Raw genomic sequence first — 18,088 nt, forward strand, 5'->3', positions numbered from 1 at the left:
CGGAGCAGCCCCTGCGCTAGGTTAGGTGAGGGTAACCTAAGTTTGCCTCGGCGCGCAGAGGGTCGGTGGGTCGCACGTCAGGGGGGTCCGGTGTCTGAACTGCGCACATGTGCCGTTCGGTTGGCGGATGGGTTGCTTACGTCGGGCTTGCCGATGTTAGGTTAGCCTTGCCTGGGCCTGAGGGGGACTGTGTGTGGGCGAGGAATGTGGGGGACGCCGGTTTTTTCCGGCATCGGGCGCGTTTGCGCCACACGTCCCTCGACAGGGGCCGCACACGCGGTGCCGGGCCGCGTCCATGACGTCCCGCCGTGAGCCGCCGCGCTCTTCCGGTGGGCCGGGTCGCGCCGCCACCGCCCTTCCTTGTCCCGTGAACATCGCCGCCCCGGGCGGCTGTTCGCGCGCGCATTCCCTTGCCGGGCCCCGTGAAACACCGCCACTGTCGCTCCGACCCCCTGTCGGCGCCCACCCCCGAAGGAGTACTCCGATGAGCCAGACCTTGTCGCCCGACCGTGTCAGGGCCGACATCGCCGAACTGCTGGGCTGCGAGCCCGGCGAGATCGCGCCCGACGACAATCTGGTCGATCTGGGTCTGGACTCGATGCGGATCATGGCCCTGGTCGAGCGCTGGCGTGCGGCGGGCGCGACCACGCTGGAGTTCCCCGACCTGTTCGAGCTGCCCGAACTCGGGCACTGGCAGGCGCTGCTGGCGGGTGAGGCCGCATGAGCCGCGTCGACCACCGGGACAGGTACCTGGAGCGCATCGCGGAGGTGCGGGCCGGCCGGCATGCCGAGAAGGTCGGCTACCCGATCGGCATCCGTGAGGTCGAGGTCGTGCGTACGGCCACGGTCGGCGCGGGTCTGCTGCGGGTCACCCTGGGCGGGCCCGGGGTCGAGGGATTCGAGGCGCACGCGCCCGACGAGCACGTGAAACTGATCTTCCGGGAGCAGGACGGCAGCCTGCGGCTGCCCGAGCGCAACGGGACGATGCTGCGCTGGCCGAGGCCGGTGCCCACCTCGCGCGAGTACACCGTGCGCCGCTACGACCCCGTCGCCGGCGAGATCGACATCGACGTCGCCGTGCACGAGGGCGGACTCGCCTCGGACTGGGCCGGCAAGGCGCAGTCCGGCGACACGATCCATGTCGCCGGACCGCCCGGCGGGCTGATCGTCCCGCACACCTACGACCGCTACCTGCTCGTCGGGGACCTCACCGCGCTGCCCGCCGTCGCGCGGTGGCTGGAGGAACTGCCCCGGACCGCCAGGGGCTGGGCGTTCATCGAAGTCACGGGCCCCGACGAGGAGATCGAGCTCTCCGCCCCCGAGGGCTTCGAGGTCCGCTGGCTGCACCGAGGCGACGCGCCCGCGGGATCCGGTGACGCGCTGGTCCGGGCCGCGACCTCGGTCACCGTTCCCGAGGGGGAGCGGGCGTACGTGTGGGTCGCGGGGGAGGCGGGGCAGATCAAGCCGTTGCGGCGCTGGGTCCGGGACGAACTGCGCCTGGAGAAGGCCGATTACGACATCACCGGCTATTGGAAGCGGGGTGTCGCGGACTTCGACGAGGACGACCACGACCACGAGCCCGGTCACGACCACGACCACTGATCCACCGGCCGGACCGGGTGCGACCACCCGCGAGTTGTCCTGTCGAAAGGCCATCAACTAAGGTGAGCCTTACCTAAGTAGCAAGGAGTTCGGAAATGTCCATACGCAGATCGTCCGGTCTGGTCGGCGCCCTCGCGCTGGCCCTCGTTCTGACCGGATGCGGGTCATCCTCGGACGGCGGGTCGGACTCCGCCTCGGAGAGCAAGACCCGGGTGTTCACCGCGGACAACGGCAAGATCAAGATCCCGGCGAACCCGAAGCGTGTGGTGGCCACCGGCTATGCCGTGCCCGCGCTGATCGAGGCAGACGCACCGCTGGTCGGCATCTCGTCGTGGAAGCGCGGCGAGCCGATGATGAACAAGGAAGACCTCGCCACCTACAAGAAGCTCAAGAAGGTGGCCGGCGAGCAGGCGGCCGAGACCAACTACGAGGCCATCGCCGAGGCCGAGCCCGACCTGATCGTCATCGGTGTCCCCGCGCCCGTGCTCGGGGACATCGACATGAAGCGGCTGAAGTCGATCGCCCCCGTCGTCGCGATCGGCCCGAGCCTGCCGTCCGCCTGGCGCGACCTCTCCCGCAAGCAGGCCGACGCCGCCGGTGCGGTCAAGCAGTTCGACGCCCAGAAGAAGACGTACGACGACAAGGCCGCCGAGCTGGCCGCCAAGTACAAGGACGTCCTGCCGAAGCTCAAGCTCGGCCACGTCGGTGCGTACGGTGACGCCGCCAAGGGCACCTTCCAGCGCGAGTTCAACGGCTCCTGGGGCACCAACATCGCCGAGGACCTGGGCGCCACCTACTACGGCAAGGTCAAGAAGGCCGGTCCGGGGTCCGCGGCGGTCAGCGAGTACCCCTCCATCGAGGAACTGCCCGCAGCCTTCCGCGAGGCCGACGTTCTGACGTACTCGGTCAGCGCCGACGGCAGCGTCCCGCCCTCCGTCAAGTACGTCCTGGACTCCAAGCTCTGGAAGAACCTGCCCGCCGTCAAGGCCGGCAAGGTCTTCCCGTACCGCTACACCGAGGCCGCCACCTACGGTGAGGCTCTGTTGACCCTGGACGCGATCGACAAGTCGCTCGCTCCGCTGCTGAAGTCGTGACCGTCGCGGGCCGCGCGTCCGAGGCCGCGGGAAAGAACCGGCGGGCCGTCCCGCAGACCGCCCTGCTCGTCGGCGGACTGATCCTGCTGGTCGTTCTCGCCGTACTCAGCATGGGCGTCGGGGCCCGCCACGTCGCCCCCGGCGAAGTCGTGCGCGCACTCTTCGACTACCAGGGGACCGACGACCACGTCGTCGTACGGGACGTGCGGGCACCGCGTGCGCTGCTCGCCGTCGCCGTCGGTGCCGCGCTCGCCGTCGCGGGCGCGCTCATCCAGACGCTCGCCCGCAACCCGCTGGCCGAGCCCGGCATCCTCGGGGTCACCGCGGGCGCCGGGTTCGCCGTCACCCTCGGGTCGGCGGCGGGCCTGGCCGGCGGCCAGGCCGGCGAACTCGGCTTCGCGGTCGTCGGATCCGTGGCCGCGGCGTTCCTGGTCGCCGCGGTCGGCCGCACCTCGCCGCTGCGCCTGGTCCTCACGGGCGTGGCGGTGACCGCGGTGCTCAACGGCGTCGCCCTCGGGCTGCGCCTCATGCTCCCGGACACCTTCGACCTCTACCGGTTCTGGTCGGTGGGGACACTGGCCGGGCGCGAACAGGCCGCCCTGTCCTGGCCGTTGACCGCCATCGCGGTGTCCCTGGCCGGTGCGCTGCTGCTGAGCCGGGCGCTCAACGCCCTGACACTCGGCGAGAACGTGGCGCACACCCTGGGCGCCAACGTGGGCCGGGTCCGCCTCACCACCCTCGTCCTCATCACCGTGCTCAGCGGCGCGGCGACGGCGGTGGCGGGCCCCATCCTGTTCGTCGGCCTGATCGTGCCCCACCTGGTGCGCAAACCGGCTTCCGGATCGGTGCCCTGGCTGATCGCCTACACCATGGTCCTCGGGCCCGTCCTGCTCCTCGCCGCCGACATGGCCGCGCGGGTCCTGCTGCCCACCGGTGAGGTGCCGGTGGCCATCGTGACCGCCTTCCTCGGCGGCCCCATGCTGATCTGGGCGGTCCGCCGCTACGGGGCGGGGTCCCTGTGAACGTGCTGAAATTCCACTTCGAACGGCGTACGGCGATACTCGTCGTCGTCCTGGTCGCCCTGATGCTGGGGCTCGGCCTGCTCGGGCTGTGCTACGGGGCGTCATGGGCCCCGCCCGGCAAGGTGTTCGCCGTCCTGACCGGCTCCGAGCACTCCGTGGTGATCCGGGACTGGCGTTTGCCGCGGGTGCTGGCCGGCCTGGTCTTCGGCGCCGCGCTCGGCGTCGCCGGCGCCATCTTCCAGAACCTCACCCGCAACCCCATGGGCAGCCCCGACGTCATCGGGCTGGACGCCGGCGCCTACACCGGCGCGCTGGTCGCCCTGACCGTACTGTCGGGCACGTCCGCGCAGCTCGCCACCAGCTCCGTGATCGGCGGACTGGCCGTCGCGGCCGCCATCTACCTGCTGTCGCTCGAACACGGCTTCTCGGGCCTTCGGCTGGTCGTGATCGGTATCGCCATCAACGCGATGATGACCGCGGTCAACTCGTGGATCGTGCTCCGCGCGGACCTGGAGGTGGCGATCGCCGCCGTCGGCTGGAGCGCGGGCTCGCTCAACGGCGTGGGCTGGGAGGACCTCGGTATCCCCTTCACGGTGATCGCCGTCCTGCTGGCCCTGATGACCACCAAGGCCCACGCCATGCACCAGGCGTCGCTCGGTGACCCGATCGCCGTCACGACCGGCGTAGGACTCGACCGGCTGCGCCTGCTGATGGTCCTGGTCGGCGTCGGCTGCACCGCCACGGTGACCGCCGTGGCCGGGCCCATCGCGTTCATCGCGCTGGCCGCCCCGCAGATCGGCCGCCGGCTCGCCGGCGCTGCCGGGATCCCGCTGCTCCCGGCAGCACTGACCGGGGCGGTGCTCCTCCAGGGCGCCGACCTGGTGGCCCAGATGCTGCTGGCGCCCGTCGCGCTGCCCGTGGGCGTCGTGAGCACCGCGATCGGCGGTTGCTACCTGATCTGGCTGCTGACCAAGGAGGTGAGGCGCGCGTGACCGCACGCCTGACAGCGCGGGACATCACCCTGCGCTACGGAGACCGGGTCGTGTCCACGCGGCTGACCCTCGACATACCCGACGGCGCGTTCACCGCCATCGTCGGCCCCAACGCCTGTGGCAAATCAACGCTGTTGAGCGCCCTGGTACGGCTGCTCAAGCCGCACTCCGGACACGTGGAGTTCGACGGGCGCGAGGTCGGCGCCTTCGGCACCAAGGCGCTGGCCAAACAGCTCGGGTTCCTGCCTCAGGACCCGATGGCGCCCGACGACATCAAGGTCCGCCAGCTGGTGGCCCGGGGACGCTTCCCGCACCAGTCGATGCTGGCCCTGTGGTCGCCCGAGGACCAGAAGGCCGTCGACGGGGCCATGGCCGCGGCCGGCGTCTCGGACCTCGTCGACCGGCCCGTACAGGAACTGTCCGGCGGACAGCGCCAGCGGGTCTGGATGGCCATGGTGCTCGCCCAGCAGACGCCCTATCTGCTGCTGGACGAACCCACGTCGTTCCTCGACATCACCCACCAGTACCAACTGCTCGGCCTGCTCGCCAGGCTGCGCAACGAGGGCCGCACCGTCGTCGCGGTCCTGCACGACATCAACCAGGCATGCCGGTTCGCCGACCACCTGGTGGCCATGAAGGCGGGTGCCGTGGTCGCCGAGGGCGACCCCGGGGACATCGTGGACGCCACGCTGATCAAGGACGTGTTCGACCTTCCCAGCGTCGTCGTCCCGGACCCTGTGACCGGCACTCCGATGGTCGTTCCCACACTGCAAGGAGAGTAAGTTGACCACCGCGAGCGTGTCCCAGGACGGCCTCCTTCCCCTGACCGGCGCCCAACTGGGCATCTGGAACGCCCAGCGCATCGAACCCGACTCGCCGTACTACGTCGTCGGCGACGTGATCGAGATATCCGGCGGCGAACCGGTCGACACGGACGCGCTCGCGCAGGCGGTCCGGGCCACCACCGAGGAGGCCGAGAGCCTGCGGCTCAGGGTGTACGAGACCCCCGAGGGCCCGCGCCAGGCGGTCGGTGACGAACCCGTCGCCCTGCCCCCGCTCGTCGACGTCAGCGCCGAGGCCGACCCGGCTGCGGCGGCCCAGGCGCTCGTCGACGCCGAACGCGCACGCCTCGCCGAGGCCTGCCGCGGCATGACGGACCGCCCGCTGTACTCGCGTACCGTCATCAAGCTCTCCGACCACGAGGTCTGGTACACCCAGCTCGGCCACCACCTCGTCTTCGACGGCTACACCGCCGCCCAGCTCGCCCGGCGCACCGCGGCCCACTACACCGCCCTGGTGCGCGGCACCGAGCCGCCCCGCTCCACGTTCGGCGCGTTCGCGACGCTCGTCGCCGAGGACACCGCCTACCGCACGAGCGAACAGGCCGCCGAGGACCGTGCGTACTGGGTCGAACGCTTCACCCCGCTGCCCGAGGTCGACGCCGAGGACGGCCCCGGCAGCGGCGGCGCCCCCGCCCGCACGCTCACCGCGCGGGCCGCCCTCACCTCCGAGGAGACCGCCGCCCTGCGCGCCTTCGCCGATGCCGAGGGCGTCGCCTGGGGCCAGGCGCTCATCGCCTGCTACGCGGCGTTCCTGCACCGCATGCTGGGCCGCACCGACGTGGTCTTCGCGCTGCCCCTGATGTGCCGGACCGGCTCGGCCGCGCTGCGCACCCCCTCCATGGCCGTCAACGTGCTGCCGATGCGGGTCACCGTGCGCGGCGGCGACCGGCTCGGCGAGCTGAGCCGCCAGGTCGCCACCGCCATGCGCGAGATGCGCGACCACCAGCGCTACCGGGGCGAGGACCTGCCCCGCGACCTCGGCGTGCCCGGCGCCGGCGCGCTGCTGCACGGGCGCGGGATCAACCTCAAGGCGTTCGACCTGACACTCGACTTCGCCGGGGCGGCCGGCGTCATGCGCAACGTCGCCGGCGGACCGCCCGAGGACATGGGCCTGAGCGTCCTGCCGACCCGCGACGGAGGGCTCCTGCTCGGCTTCGAGGTCGACGCCCGCGCCAAGGACCAGGCCGCCGTCGACAGCCTGATGAGCGGGCTGCGCGCCCTGCTGTCCGGGCTGATGGAGGGCCGGCCCGTCGGCCGGATCGCCCTCACCGCCGACGCCGGCGGACTGCTCGCCCAGTGGAGCCCGGCCGCCCTGCCCGGCACCCCCCTCGACGTACCCGCCGCGTTCGACGCGATGGCCGCCGCCGGACCCGATCGCACCGCCCTCGTCTGCGGCGGCGAACGGCTGACCGCCGCCGAACTCGCCGACCGGGTGCACCGGGTGGCCCGCGCCCTGCGCGCCCGGGGCATCGGCGCCGAGGACATCGTCGCGCTCGCCCTGCCGCGCTCGGCCGACGCCGTCGTCGCCCTGCTCGCGGTGCTCGACGCGGGCGCCGCGTTCCAGCCGCTCGACGCCGCGCACCCGCCCGAGCGGCTGCGCGAACTCATCGACGACACCCGCCCCGCCCTCGTCCTCACCGACGGCACGGTCGAAGGACTGCCCTGGAAGGCGCTCCTCGACGAGGCCGCCGGCCTGTCGGGCGCCCCCCTCACGGCCGCCGAACTCTCCCGGCCCCGCGACCCCGGACACCTCGCCTACGTCATCCACACCTCCGGGTCGACCGGCCGGCCCAAGGGCGTACTCGGCCGCACCGGCGGCCTTGCCTCCCTGCTGCACCACCAGCGCTCCACGGTCGTCGCGGAAGCCGAACGGGCCACCGGCCGACAGTTGCGCGCCGCGCACACCTACTCCTTCGCCTTCGACTCCGCCTTCGAACACCTCGTCTGGCTGCTGTGCGGCCACGAACTGCACGTGTACGACGCCGACACCGCCCGCGACGCCGACGCCCTGCTCGCCGCGTACGCCCGCGACGGCATCGACATCGTCGACACCACCCCCTCGATGGCCACCCCGCTCATCGACGCCGGGCTGCTCGACCTGCCCCCGGCGCTGCTGCTCCTGGGCGGCGAGGCCACTCCGTCCGCGCTGTGGCGCCGGGTCGCCGCGTCGGGTATCCCCGCGCGCAACATGTACGGGCCCACCGAGGCCACCGTGGACGCCACCACCGCGCGCATCGACGACGGCGAACCGACCATCGGGAACCCCCTCGCCGGCACCCGGGTCTACGTCCTGGACAACGCCCTCCAGCCGGTCCCGTACGGCACGGCCGGCGAACTGTACCTGGCCGGACCCCACCTGGCCCGCGGCTACCTCGGCCGGCCCGGGGCCACCGCCGAACGATTCGTCGCCGACCCGTTCGGCGCGCCCGGCGAGCGGATGTACCGCACCGGCGACCTCGCCCGCTGGGTGCCCGGCCGGGGCCTGGAGTACGGCGGCCGGGGCGACGGACAGGTCAAGATCCGCGGCCACCGCGTGGAGACCGGTGAGGTCGAGGAGGCGCTTGCCGCCCTGCCCGGCGTCACCGCGGCCGCCGCGCGGGTCCTCTCGTCCCGGCTTGTCGGCTACATCGTGTCCGCCTCCCTCACCGGCGACGAGGCACGCGCCCTGCTCGCCGAGCGGCTGCCCGAGCACATGGTCCCCGCCGCCGTCGTCGTGCTGAGCGGCCTGCCCGTCACCCCCAACGGCAAGCTCGACCGGGCCGCCCTGCCCGCCCCCGCCCTCGCCGGCGGCGGCCGGGAGCCGGGCACCGAACGCGAACGGCTGCTGTGCACCGTCCTCGCCGACGCGCTCGACATCGAACGGGTGAGCGTGGACGACGACTTCTTCGCCCTCGGCGGGGACAGCATCACCGCGATCACCGTCAGCAGCCGGCTCCGCGCCCTCGGCCTCGGGCTGCGCCCCAAGGATCTGCTGGCCCGCCGCACCTTCGCGGCGCTCGCCGCCTCCGCCGAACAGCTGGGGGAGACGGCCGGCCCGGCGGACGAGCCGGTCGGCCCGGTCCCGGCCCCGCCCATCGTGCGCGGCCTGCTCGACCCGCACCCCGACATCGACACGGTCGCCGGATACGCCCAGTGGACCGCCCTGCATGTCGACGCACTCACCCTCGACGAGCTGACCAGGGGCGTGCAGACCCTCATCGACCACCACGACGCCCTGCGGCTGCGCGTGGCCGACGGACCGGAGATCCTGCCCCGGGGCACGGTCCGCGCCGCCGTCGAGGAGGTCACCGGCGACGAGGTGACCGCCCTGGCCGCACGGCTGGCCGGTGCACTCGACCCGCGCACCGGCGACCTGGTGCGCGCCGCCCTGCTGCGCACGGAGGAGGGCACGGCGGACCGGCTGGTCCTCGTCGTGCACCACCTCGCCATGGACGGCGTGTCCTGGCGCATCCTGCTCCCCGACCTCCACACCGCCTGCGCGGGGGGCACCCCCGAACCCGTCGGCACGTCCTGGCGGCGGCACGCCCAGGTCCTCGCCGAGCAGGGCAGCACCGGCGCCCGGCGCGGCGAACTCGACCACTGGCGTACGGCGTTGGGCGCATCGACCCGGCTGGGCGCCCGCCCGCTGGACCCCGTACGCGACACCGTGGCCACCGCCCACCGCTCGGTCACGACCGCCTCGCCCGAGGCGACCGAGGCCCTGCTGACCACGCTGCCCGCCGCCTACCGGGCGGGCGTCGACGAGGTCCTGCTCGCCGCCCTCGCCCTCGCCCTGCGCGGCTGGGGGCTGCGCGGCGACGCCCTCACCGTCACCATGGAGGGCCACGGCCGCGAACATCTCGACCTGGCACGCACGGTCGGCTGGTTCACCAGTGAGTACCCCGTCCGCGTGCCCGCCTCCGACGACGTCCGTGAGACGCTGCGCGCCGCCAAGGAGGCCCGCCGCGCCGTCCCCGACGGCGGCGTCGGCTACGGAGTGCTGCGCCACCTCGACCACGAGGCAGCGGCGGAACTCGGCGCCGTCCCGCCGCCCGACGTACTGCTCAACTACCTGGGCCGGTTCGCCCCGTTGACCGCCGACGGCTGGCGGCTGCCCGACCACGACGCCTTCTCGGTCACCGAGCCCGGCGCCAAGGCCCTGGAACAGGTGCTGGCCCTCAACTGCTTCGTCCACGAGGGCCACGAACCCCGGCTCGCCGTCGAGTGGACCGCCGCCGGCGAGGTCCTGGGCACCGACGCCCTGGCCGCCCTCCAGGACGCCTGGGCCTCCGCGCTGGACGCGCTGGCCGCGCACGCCCTGCACACCACCGGCGGGCTCACCCCCTCCGACCTGCCGCTGGTCGCACTCGGCCAGGACGCCATCGACGCCCTGGAGCGCACCGGCCGGGTCAGCGACGTGCTGCCCGCCACCCCGCTCCAGGTCGGCCTCTCCTTCCACACCCTGGTCCGGGACGACGCGGACGCCGACGTCTACGTCGTCCAGGCCGTGACCAGCCTGTCCGGGGAGCTGGAACCCGCACGGATGGAACGCGCCGCCCGCGAACTGCTGCGCCGCCACCCCGCCCTCCGCGTCCACCTGGGCACGGCCGGGGACGACGTGGTGCAGGTGATCCCCGCCGACGTCACCCTGGACTGGCGGGAGGACGACGACTTCACCGAGGCGGCCCGCGTCGACCTGGAGCGCCCCTTCGACCCGGCCCGGCCGCCGCTCATCCGCTTCCTGCTCTCGCGCGTCGGGCCCGGCGAGCACAAGCTCGTCATCACCAACCACCACGCCCTGCTCGACGGCTGGTCCATGCCGATCGTCGGCCGCACCCTGCTCGCTATCTACGCCGAACTCGGCGGCGGTCCGGCGGCCCCCGTCTCGCCACCGCTGTCGGAGTACTTCCGCTGGCTGGCCGGCCGGGACGAGGAGGCGTCGCTCACCGCGTGGCGCGAGGCGCTCGCGGGCGTCGACGACGCGACCCGGCTCGCGCCCGCGAGCACCGGCACCGCCGTCGAGCGGCCGGGCCGGGAGACCGTCGCCCTGAGCCGCGAGTTCAGCGACCGGCTGCGCGCCTTCGCCCGCGAACAGGGCATCACCCTGACCACGGTCCTCCAGACCGCGTGGGGCCTGCTGCTCGGCAGGCTCACCGGCCGCCACGACGTCGTGTTCGGCTGCCCGGTCTCCGGCCGGCCCGCCGAGGTCGACGGCGTCGAGTCGATGATCGGCCAGCTCGGCACCACGATCCCGGTCCGCGTCCGGTACACCCGGGACCGCACGGTGACCGACCTCATGGCGCAGGTGCACGCGGAGAGCGTCGCCCTGGCCGAGCACCACCACGTCGGACTGCCCGGCATCCAGCGGGCCGTGGGCATCGGTGAACTCTTCGACACCATGCTCGTCATGGAGAACTTCCCGCTCTCCAGCCGCACCCGCACCCCCCTCGCCCCGGGGCTCGACCTCACCGGCGTGGACATCACCGACGCCACCCACTACGCCCTCACCGTCATCGTGATCCCCGGCGACGAGATCACCATCGGCCTCGGCTACCAGCCCGGCGCCTTCGACGCGGACACCGTGCGCGACTACGGCCGCTGGCTGCACCACCTGCTGCGCGAGATCACCGAGGACCCGGCCCGGCCCGCGCTCGTGCTGCCCGCCCTCGACGCCGGCGAGCGCGCGCGCATGCTGCGCACCGGCACCGAGATCGTCGCGGCGAAGGAACGCGGCCACTGGCTGGAGGAGTTCGCCGCCTGGGTCCGGCGCAAGCCCGGCGCCGAGGCACTGGTCTGCCGCGACCGCAGCCTGTCGTACGACGAACTCGACCGGCAGGCCAACCGGCTCGCCCACGCTCTGATCGCCCAGGGCGTCCGGCCGCAGGACCCGGTCGCGGTCCTCATCGGCCGGGACATCGAGATGACCGTCGCCCTGTTCGGCGTGGCCAAGGCGGGCGCGGTGTACGTGCCGATGGACGCGAGCTACCCCCGTGAACGGCTCGCGTTCATGTTCGACGACATCTCCCCGGCCGCCGTCGTGACGACCGGCGCCGAACTGCCCGTCGACCGCGACGTCCCCGTCCTGCGCCTCGACGACCCGGCCACCCTCGCCTCCGTACCCGACACCGACCCGGCTGACGCGCGCGCCCGGCTCACCGACGACGCCCTCGCGTACGTCATCTACACCTCGGGCACCACCGGCCGCCCCAAGGGCGTCGGCGTCACCCACCGGGGCGTGCCCGACCTGATCGCCCTCCAGGAGGAGGTCGTCGGCGTCAGCGAGCACGACCGCTATCTGCACTTCGCGTCGACCAGCTTCGACGTGGCGTTCTGGCAGACCATGGTGCCGCTGCTGTCCGGCGGTACGTCGGTGATCGCGCCCGAGGAGGTGCGCGTACCCGGCGACGAACTCCTCGACTACATCGTGGAACACCGCGTCACCGGCGTGAACCTGCTCCCCTCGTTCCTCGCCGCGATGCCCGACGACCGCACCGTCGACTCCGACGTGTTCTTCGTCGTCGGCGCCGAACGGCTCGACCCGGAGCTGGCCCACCGCTGGGGCCGGGGGCGCCGGGCGCTGTTCAACGCCTACGGGCCCACCGAGGTCACCATCAACTCCACCACCTGGCACTACGACCCGGACGACGAGGGACCGCTGCCCCTCGGCCGCCCCGACCCCAACGTCCGCGCCTATGTGCTCGACGGCGGACTCCAGCCCGTGGGCGTCGGCGTCACCGGCGAGCTGTACCTCGGCGGCCCGAGCCTGGCCCGCGGCTACCTCGGCCGCCCCGGGCTGACCTCCGGCGCGTTTGTCGCCGACCCGTTCGGCCCGCCCGGCACCCGCATGTACCGCACCGGCGACCTGGTGCGCTGGCGCCACGACGGGCAGCTGGTGTTCCTCGGCCGCGCCGACCACCAGATCAAGGTGCGCGGCTTCCGCGTCGAGCTGGGCGAGATCGAGACCGCCCTCACCGGCCACCCCGACGTCCGCGCCAGTGCCGTCGTGATGCGCGAGGGCCGGCTCGTCGGCTACGTCATCCCGACCGACGACGCCGACCTGGACACCGCCGCGGTGCGCGCGTACCTCGCCGAGTCGCTGCCCGACCACATGGTGCCGACCGCGCTCGTCCCGCTCGACCGCCTGCCGCTGAGCCCCAGCGGCAAGCTCGACGCCTCGGCGCTGCCCGCCCCGGCCACCGTGTCCGCCGCGCGCCGCGAACCGGCCACCGAGGCGGAGGCGCTGCTGCTCGCCGTGTTCCGGGACGTCCTCGGCCGCGACGACATCGGCCCCGACGACAACTTCTTCGACATCGGCGGCGACAGCATCGTCTCCCTCCAGCTGGTCTCCCGGGTCCGCCGCCAGGGGCTCGGGCTCAGCCCGAAGGACGTGTTCGACGGCGAGACCGTCGCGGGCATCGCCGCCCGTGCCCGCGCCCTGGAGGGCGAGGCCGCACCGGCCGTCGGCGACGCCCCGCTGACCCCGGTCATGCGCGACCTGCTGCACCGCGCCGGGAAGGCCGCCGACGGCTTCTGCCAGTGGGTGGAGGTCTGCGTACCGGCCGGCGGCGACGAGAAGACCTGGACGGCCGTGCTCGACGCCCTGCTGGCCCGGCACGACGTGCTGCGTGCCCGCCTCGGCGACGACGTGCTGCACATCCCGCCGGCCGGCGAGGTGACCGGTGCCGACGTCCTGACCCGCGTCCCGGCGGACGGCGACCCGCGCGCCGCCGCCGACGCCGCGACCGCAGCCGCTCGCGCGGCCATGGACCCGCGCACCGGACCGATGCTGCGCGCGGTCTGGGTGGACGCGGGCCGCGACCGGCCCGGCCGGCTCGTCCTGATCGCCCACCACCTGGTGGCCGACGGGGTGTCCTGGCGCATCCTCCTCGACGACCTCCGGCACGCCCACGACGGCGGAGAGCTGATCCGGCACGGGCAGTCCTTCCTCGGCTGGGCCCGCACCCTGCGCGACGCCGACCGGCGCCCCGAACTCCCGCACTGGCGGCGGATGACCGCGACCGAGCCCCTCGCTCAGCCGCTCGACCCCGCCCGGGACACCGTGGCCACCGCGGCGCACCACGAGATCCGGCTCGACGCGGACGCCACCCGCGCCCTGATCACCACCCTGCCCGCCGCCCACCGCACCACACCGGACGCCGTGCTTCTGACGGCGCTCGCCCAGGCGGTACGCGACTGGCGGGGCATCCCGGAACTCCTGGTCGCGCTGGAGAGCCACGGCCGCCCGCGCGAGGTCGACCTCTCGCAGACCGTCGGCTGGTTCACGGCCATCCACCCGGTCCGGCTCGACGCCGCCGACGACGTGCGGGCGGTCCGGGAACGGCTGCGCGCCCAGGGCGACGGCCTCGGCCACGGCATCCTCACCACGGCCGGCCTGACCGACCCGGTCCGCCCGGAGGTCGCCTGGAACTACCTCGGCCAGTACCCCGGCGCCCCGGAGACGGAGACGCCCTGGCAGCCGGCCCCGGACGCCGACCCGCTCGGCTCCGACGGTTCCGGCCCGATGCCCCTCCCGTACAGCCTCATGGTCAACGCCCTGGTGCGTGACGACGCGCTCGGGGTGCGGATCACCTGGCCGGAAGCGCTGTTCAGCGGCGCGGAGATCGAGGAGCTGGGCCGGCACCTGAGGGCCGCGCTGCTGCGGGTCGCCGCCGCGCCGGAGATCAGCGCGCTCGGGGACCAGCCGGTCGCCGCCGTGCAGCCGCTCAGCCCCTTGCAGGAAGTGATGCTGCGGCACGCGCGGACCGAGCGCCCCGACCCGTACACCGTGCAGTCGGTGTTCTCGCTCGCCGGCCCGCTCGACACCGGGGCGCTGCGCGGCGCGGGCGACGACCTGCTGGCCCGGCACCCCAACATGGGCGCCGTGTTCCCCGCCTCGCTGGGGGTCATTCCGGAATCGCCCCGGCCGGAGTTCCGCGTCACCGACACGCCGGCCGACGACGTGCTCGCCGCCGACCTCGCCGAACCGTTCGACCTGGCCCGCGGCCCGCTCTACCGGATCACCGTGATCCAGCTCGGGCCCGAGCGCGCCGACCTCGTCCTGACCAGCCACCACGCGCTCTCCGACGGCTGGTCGGCCCCGCGCATCCTCGGCGAGCTCTTCGCCCTGTACACCGCGCGCACCGAGCACCGCGCGCACGGCCTGCCGGACCCCGTCCCGTTCTCGGACTACCTCACCTGGTGCGCGGAGCACGAACCGGACCTCGACGCGTGGGCGGCCGAACTCGACGGACTGCCCGAGGGCGACTACCTGGGCGGCGGCGAGAGCGGCCCGGCCTGGCAGGAGCCCGAGGTCATCACGTTCGACGCGGCGCTCGTGGACGGGCTCACCCGGCTCGCCGCCCGGCGCGGCCTGACCCCCAACACCCTGGTCCAGGGCGCCTGGTCGGTGCTGCTGGCCCGTCGCTCCGGCCACCGGGACGTCTGCTTCGGCGCCATGGTCTCCAGCCGTCCCCCGGAGCTGGAGGGCGTCGAGGAGATCATCGGCCTGCTCGCCAACACCGTGCCGGTACGGGCGAGGCTCACCGGCACCCTGGCCGACGCGCTGACCGGCCTCCAGGCCCGCCAGCGCGACCTGGTCGAACACCACCATGTGGCCCTGGCCGACCTGGAACGGATCACCGGGCGGCGCCGGCTGTTCGACAGCATGGTGGTGTTCGAGAACTACCCGGTCGACCCGGACCGCCTGCGCGAACCCGCTCCCGGGCTCACAGTGCTGGGCACGCGCTTCAGGGAGTCCACCCACCACCCCGCCACTCTCACCGTCATGCCCGACGGCGACGGCTGGACCGGCGTGCTCGCGCACCGGGCCGGCACGGACACCGAGGGGCTCGCCGGCCAACTGGTCGAGCTGCTGCAGACCATGGAACAGCACCTCGACGCGGACGTGCGCGGCCTTCTGGAGGACCGATGAGCGGGCAGAAGACCGCACCACCCGCCGATCGTGTGGACGGAGAACTGCTGCGGATCGCGTTCATCCTGGTCCTCGGCACGTTCATGGCCTCGCTGGACGCCACCATCGTCAGCGTCGGACTCGACCGCCTCACCGAGGAGTTCGACGCCTCGGTCGCCGAGATCCAGTGGGTCTCCACCGCGTACCTGCTGGCGATCGTCGCCGCCGTCCCCGCGTCCGGCTGGCTGGCCGGCCGGTTCGGCGGCCGGCGGACCTGGATCGCGGCCGTGGGCCTGTTCCTGCTCGGTTCGCTGCTGTGCGCCTCGGCCTGGTCGGCGACCAGCCTCATCGTGTTCCGCGTGATCCAGGGCCTCGGCGGCGGACTGCTGCCCGCGACCGGGCAGGCGTTGCTGGCCCGGGTCGCGGGCCCCGGCCGCACCGGCAAGGTGATCAGTGTCGTCGCCGTGGTCCCGCTGCTCTCACCGGTGTTCGGGCCGCTGGCCGGGGGCTCGGTGCTCGCCGTGGCGTCCTGGCCCTGGCTGTTCCTGATCAACCTGCCGATCGGCATCGCGGCGGTGCTGCTGGCCCGCCGCTATGTCCCGGTGGTGCCGCCGGCGTCGCAGCGCACGGCCTTCGACCTTCGCGGGGCCCTGCTCCTGTCACCCGGCCTGGCGATGCTGGTGTACGGGCTGACCGAGGTCGCCCACCACCGCACGCTGCCGGCCACGGCCGGGGTGTCGGCCGGGGTCGTGATGCTCGCCGCCTTCACCGTGCACGGGCTGCGGACACGGAGCACCCCGCTCGTCGACCCCCGGCTGTTCGCCCGGCCGCCCTTCGGCGCCGCCGCCCTCGCGCTGTTGGTGCTCGGGGCCTCGGTGTTCGGCACGATGTTCCTGCTGCCGCTCTACTTCCAGTCGGGCCGGTCCATGTCGGCGTGGGAGGCCGGGCTGATGCTCGCCCCCCAGGGGCTGGGCGCGGCGGCGGGGTCGGTGCTCGTCAACCGGACGATCAGCAAGGTCGCCCCGAGGACCCTGGTGGTGGCCGGCATCGTGCTGATCCTCGCCGGGACGGCACCGTTCACCTTGCTCGGCCACGGCGTCCCGGACGCGGTGATCGTCGCGGCCCTGGTGGTCCGGGGCTTCGGGATGTCGATGATCGGCGCGCCGGTGATGAACATCGTCTACAGCCGGATCGAGCCGGAACAGCTGCCCCGGGCGGCCGGAGCGCTCAACCTGCTGAACACCGTGGGCGGTTCGGTCGGCACCGCGGCCCTGGCCGTGATCCTGCAGACCCGGCTCGCCGCCCGGGGCACGGACATCTCCGCGGCTTTCGGCGACACCTTCTGGTGGGTCCTGGGCTTCTGCCTGTTCGCCGCGGCGGCGGCGACGCGGCTTCCCCGTACCCAGCCGAAGACGGCATAGCGCGCGGTACGCGACGGAGCGGGGGCGGCCCAAGTGGCCGCTTCCGCTCCGTCGTTGCGCCCGCCGACGTACGTGTGCCCCGGCCGGAGCCGGGGCACACGTACGTCCGGGTCAGGGACGGCTGGTCAGGTAACCGCCCATGGAGGTGAAGTACTCCGTCGCGGGCAGCTCGCGGCCGTCCTCGGTACGGACCCGGGTGATGGCCAGGCCGTGGTTGCGGCCGGTGCGGGCGTCGGCGCCGGCGACGATCACCACACCCTCGCCCTCGCGGTAGAAGATCCGGCCGGGCGTCCCGCCGTAGCGGCCCTCGGACACCACGGCGGCGACCACCTCGATGCGCTTGCCGCGGTGGAAGGCGTAGGCGCTCGGGTACGGGGCCGACTGGGCGCGTACCAGGCGTTCCAGGTCCTCGGCAGGCCAGTTCCAGTCGATCCGGATGTCCTCCTCGGACCGCTTGTGGAAGAAGGTGGCCTGCGAGCGGTCCTGCGGGGTGAACTCGGTCTGCCCGTCCGCGATCAGCGCGAGCGCCTTCGTGGTGACGGGGGCGATGAGGTCGACGGTCTTGTGGAACAGGTCGGTGGCGGTGTCCTTCGGGCCGACCGGGACGGACTCCTGCCGGACGATGTCGCCGGCGTCGAGCTCGTCGTTCATCATGTGCGCGGTGACGCCGACTTCGGTCTCACCGTTGATGAGCGCCCAGATCAGCGGCGAGAAGCCCGCGTACTTCGGCAGCAGCGAGTCGTGCACGTTCAGGGTGCCCCGGCGCGGGAGCGCGAAGATCCGCGGCGGAATCCAGGTGCGCCAGTTGTTGGCGACGATGACGTCGGCGTCGGCGGCCTTGAGGCGCTCGTACAGCTCGTCGTCGTCGGGCCGGTTGCGGATGAGGACCGGGACGCCGTGCTCCTCGGCGAGATCGGCGACGGAGTCGCTCCAGATCTTCTCGTACGCGTGCTCGCTCCTGGGATGCGTCACGACCAGCACCACGTCGTGCTCGGAGTCCAGGAGGGCTTGCAGGGTGCGGTGCCCCCAGGTCTGGTAACCGAACATGACGACCCGCATGGGGTTCCTCCTCAAACCGAAAACAGAGCGGCCCCAGTAAAGCAAGGCTTACCTTATCTCGCAACGCGCTCGCGGAGTGCCGCAGTTGGAGCGCCCTGCCCGGGGGCTGTCCGGATCGCGCCGGTCGACAGCGCCGGAGGATTAGCTTAGGCTCACCTAAGTTATCG

Annotated in this window: 9 protein-coding genes; 8 read left to right on the forward strand and 1 reads right to left on the reverse strand. The window is 73.2% G+C overall.

The features are described 5' to 3' along the window. Nucleotides 1-484 precede the first annotated feature (484 nt). From EAO73_RS15155 to EAO73_RS15190, 8 genes are all read left to right on the forward strand, one after another. Nucleotides 485-724 (forward strand): phosphopantetheine-binding protein, encoded by a 240-nt coding sequence (locus tag EAO73_RS15155; protein WP_147972069.1) that lies wholly within the window; start codon nucleotides 485-487, stop codon nucleotides 722-724. After that, on the forward strand, nucleotides 721-1,602 hold the full coding sequence (locus EAO73_RS15160; protein WP_147972070.1) for a siderophore-interacting protein: 882 nt from the start codon (nucleotides 721-723) through the stop codon (nucleotides 1,600-1,602). Before EAO73_RS15155 ends, EAO73_RS15160 begins: the two co-directional genes overlap by 4 nt. 95 nt (nucleotides 1,603-1,697) lie before the next feature. Continuing rightward, the gene (locus EAO73_RS15165; protein WP_147972071.1) at nucleotides 1,698-2,696 is read left to right on the forward strand and encodes an ABC transporter substrate-binding protein; all 999 of its coding nucleotides are present in this window, start codon (nucleotides 1,698-1,700) and stop codon (nucleotides 2,694-2,696) included. Continuing rightward, entirely contained in the window at nucleotides 2,693-3,718 is a 1,026-nt protein-coding gene (locus EAO73_RS15170; protein ID WP_147972072.1) for a FecCD family ABC transporter permease, read from the forward strand. Before EAO73_RS15165 ends, EAO73_RS15170 begins: the two co-directional genes overlap by 4 nt. After that, nucleotides 3,715-4,710 carry a FecCD family ABC transporter permease gene (locus EAO73_RS15175; RefSeq protein WP_147972073.1) on the forward strand — a complete coding sequence of 332 codons (996 nt, stop codon included), beginning with the start codon at nucleotides 3,715-3,717 and terminating at the stop codon, nucleotides 4,708-4,710. Before EAO73_RS15170 ends, EAO73_RS15175 begins: the two co-directional genes overlap by 4 nt. Further along, nucleotides 4,707-5,492, forward strand: coding sequence for an ABC transporter ATP-binding protein (locus tag EAO73_RS15180; protein WP_147972074.1), 786 nt, complete (start codon nucleotides 4,707-4,709; stop codon nucleotides 5,490-5,492). Before EAO73_RS15175 ends, EAO73_RS15180 begins: the two co-directional genes overlap by 4 nt. 1 nt (nucleotide 5,493) lies before the next feature. Then, a complete protein-coding gene (locus tag EAO73_RS15185; RefSeq protein WP_147972075.1) occupies nucleotides 5,494-15,462 on the forward strand; it encodes a non-ribosomal peptide synthetase in 9,969 nt (3,322 codons plus the stop codon). Further along, complete coding sequence (locus EAO73_RS15190; RefSeq protein WP_147972076.1) at nucleotides 15,459-16,862, forward strand: MDR family MFS transporter; 1,404 nt, start codon at nucleotides 15,459-15,461, stop codon at nucleotides 16,860-16,862. The genes EAO73_RS15185 and EAO73_RS15190 overlap by 4 nt, the downstream gene beginning before the upstream one ends. Nucleotides 16,863-16,973: 111 nt before the next feature. On the opposite strand, the gene EAO73_RS15195 is transcribed toward EAO73_RS15190, so the two are convergent. Continuing rightward, nucleotides 16,974-17,921, reverse strand: a complete 948-nt coding sequence (locus tag EAO73_RS15195; RefSeq protein ID WP_147972077.1) for a methionyl-tRNA formyltransferase — start codon at nucleotides 17,919-17,921, stop codon at nucleotides 16,974-16,976. Between the last annotated feature and the right edge of the window lie 167 nt (nucleotides 17,922-18,088).

This window comes from Streptomyces sp. col6, from assembly GCF_008042035.1.
Lineage (GTDB): Bacteria > Actinomycetota > Actinomycetes > Streptomycetales > Streptomycetaceae > Streptomyces.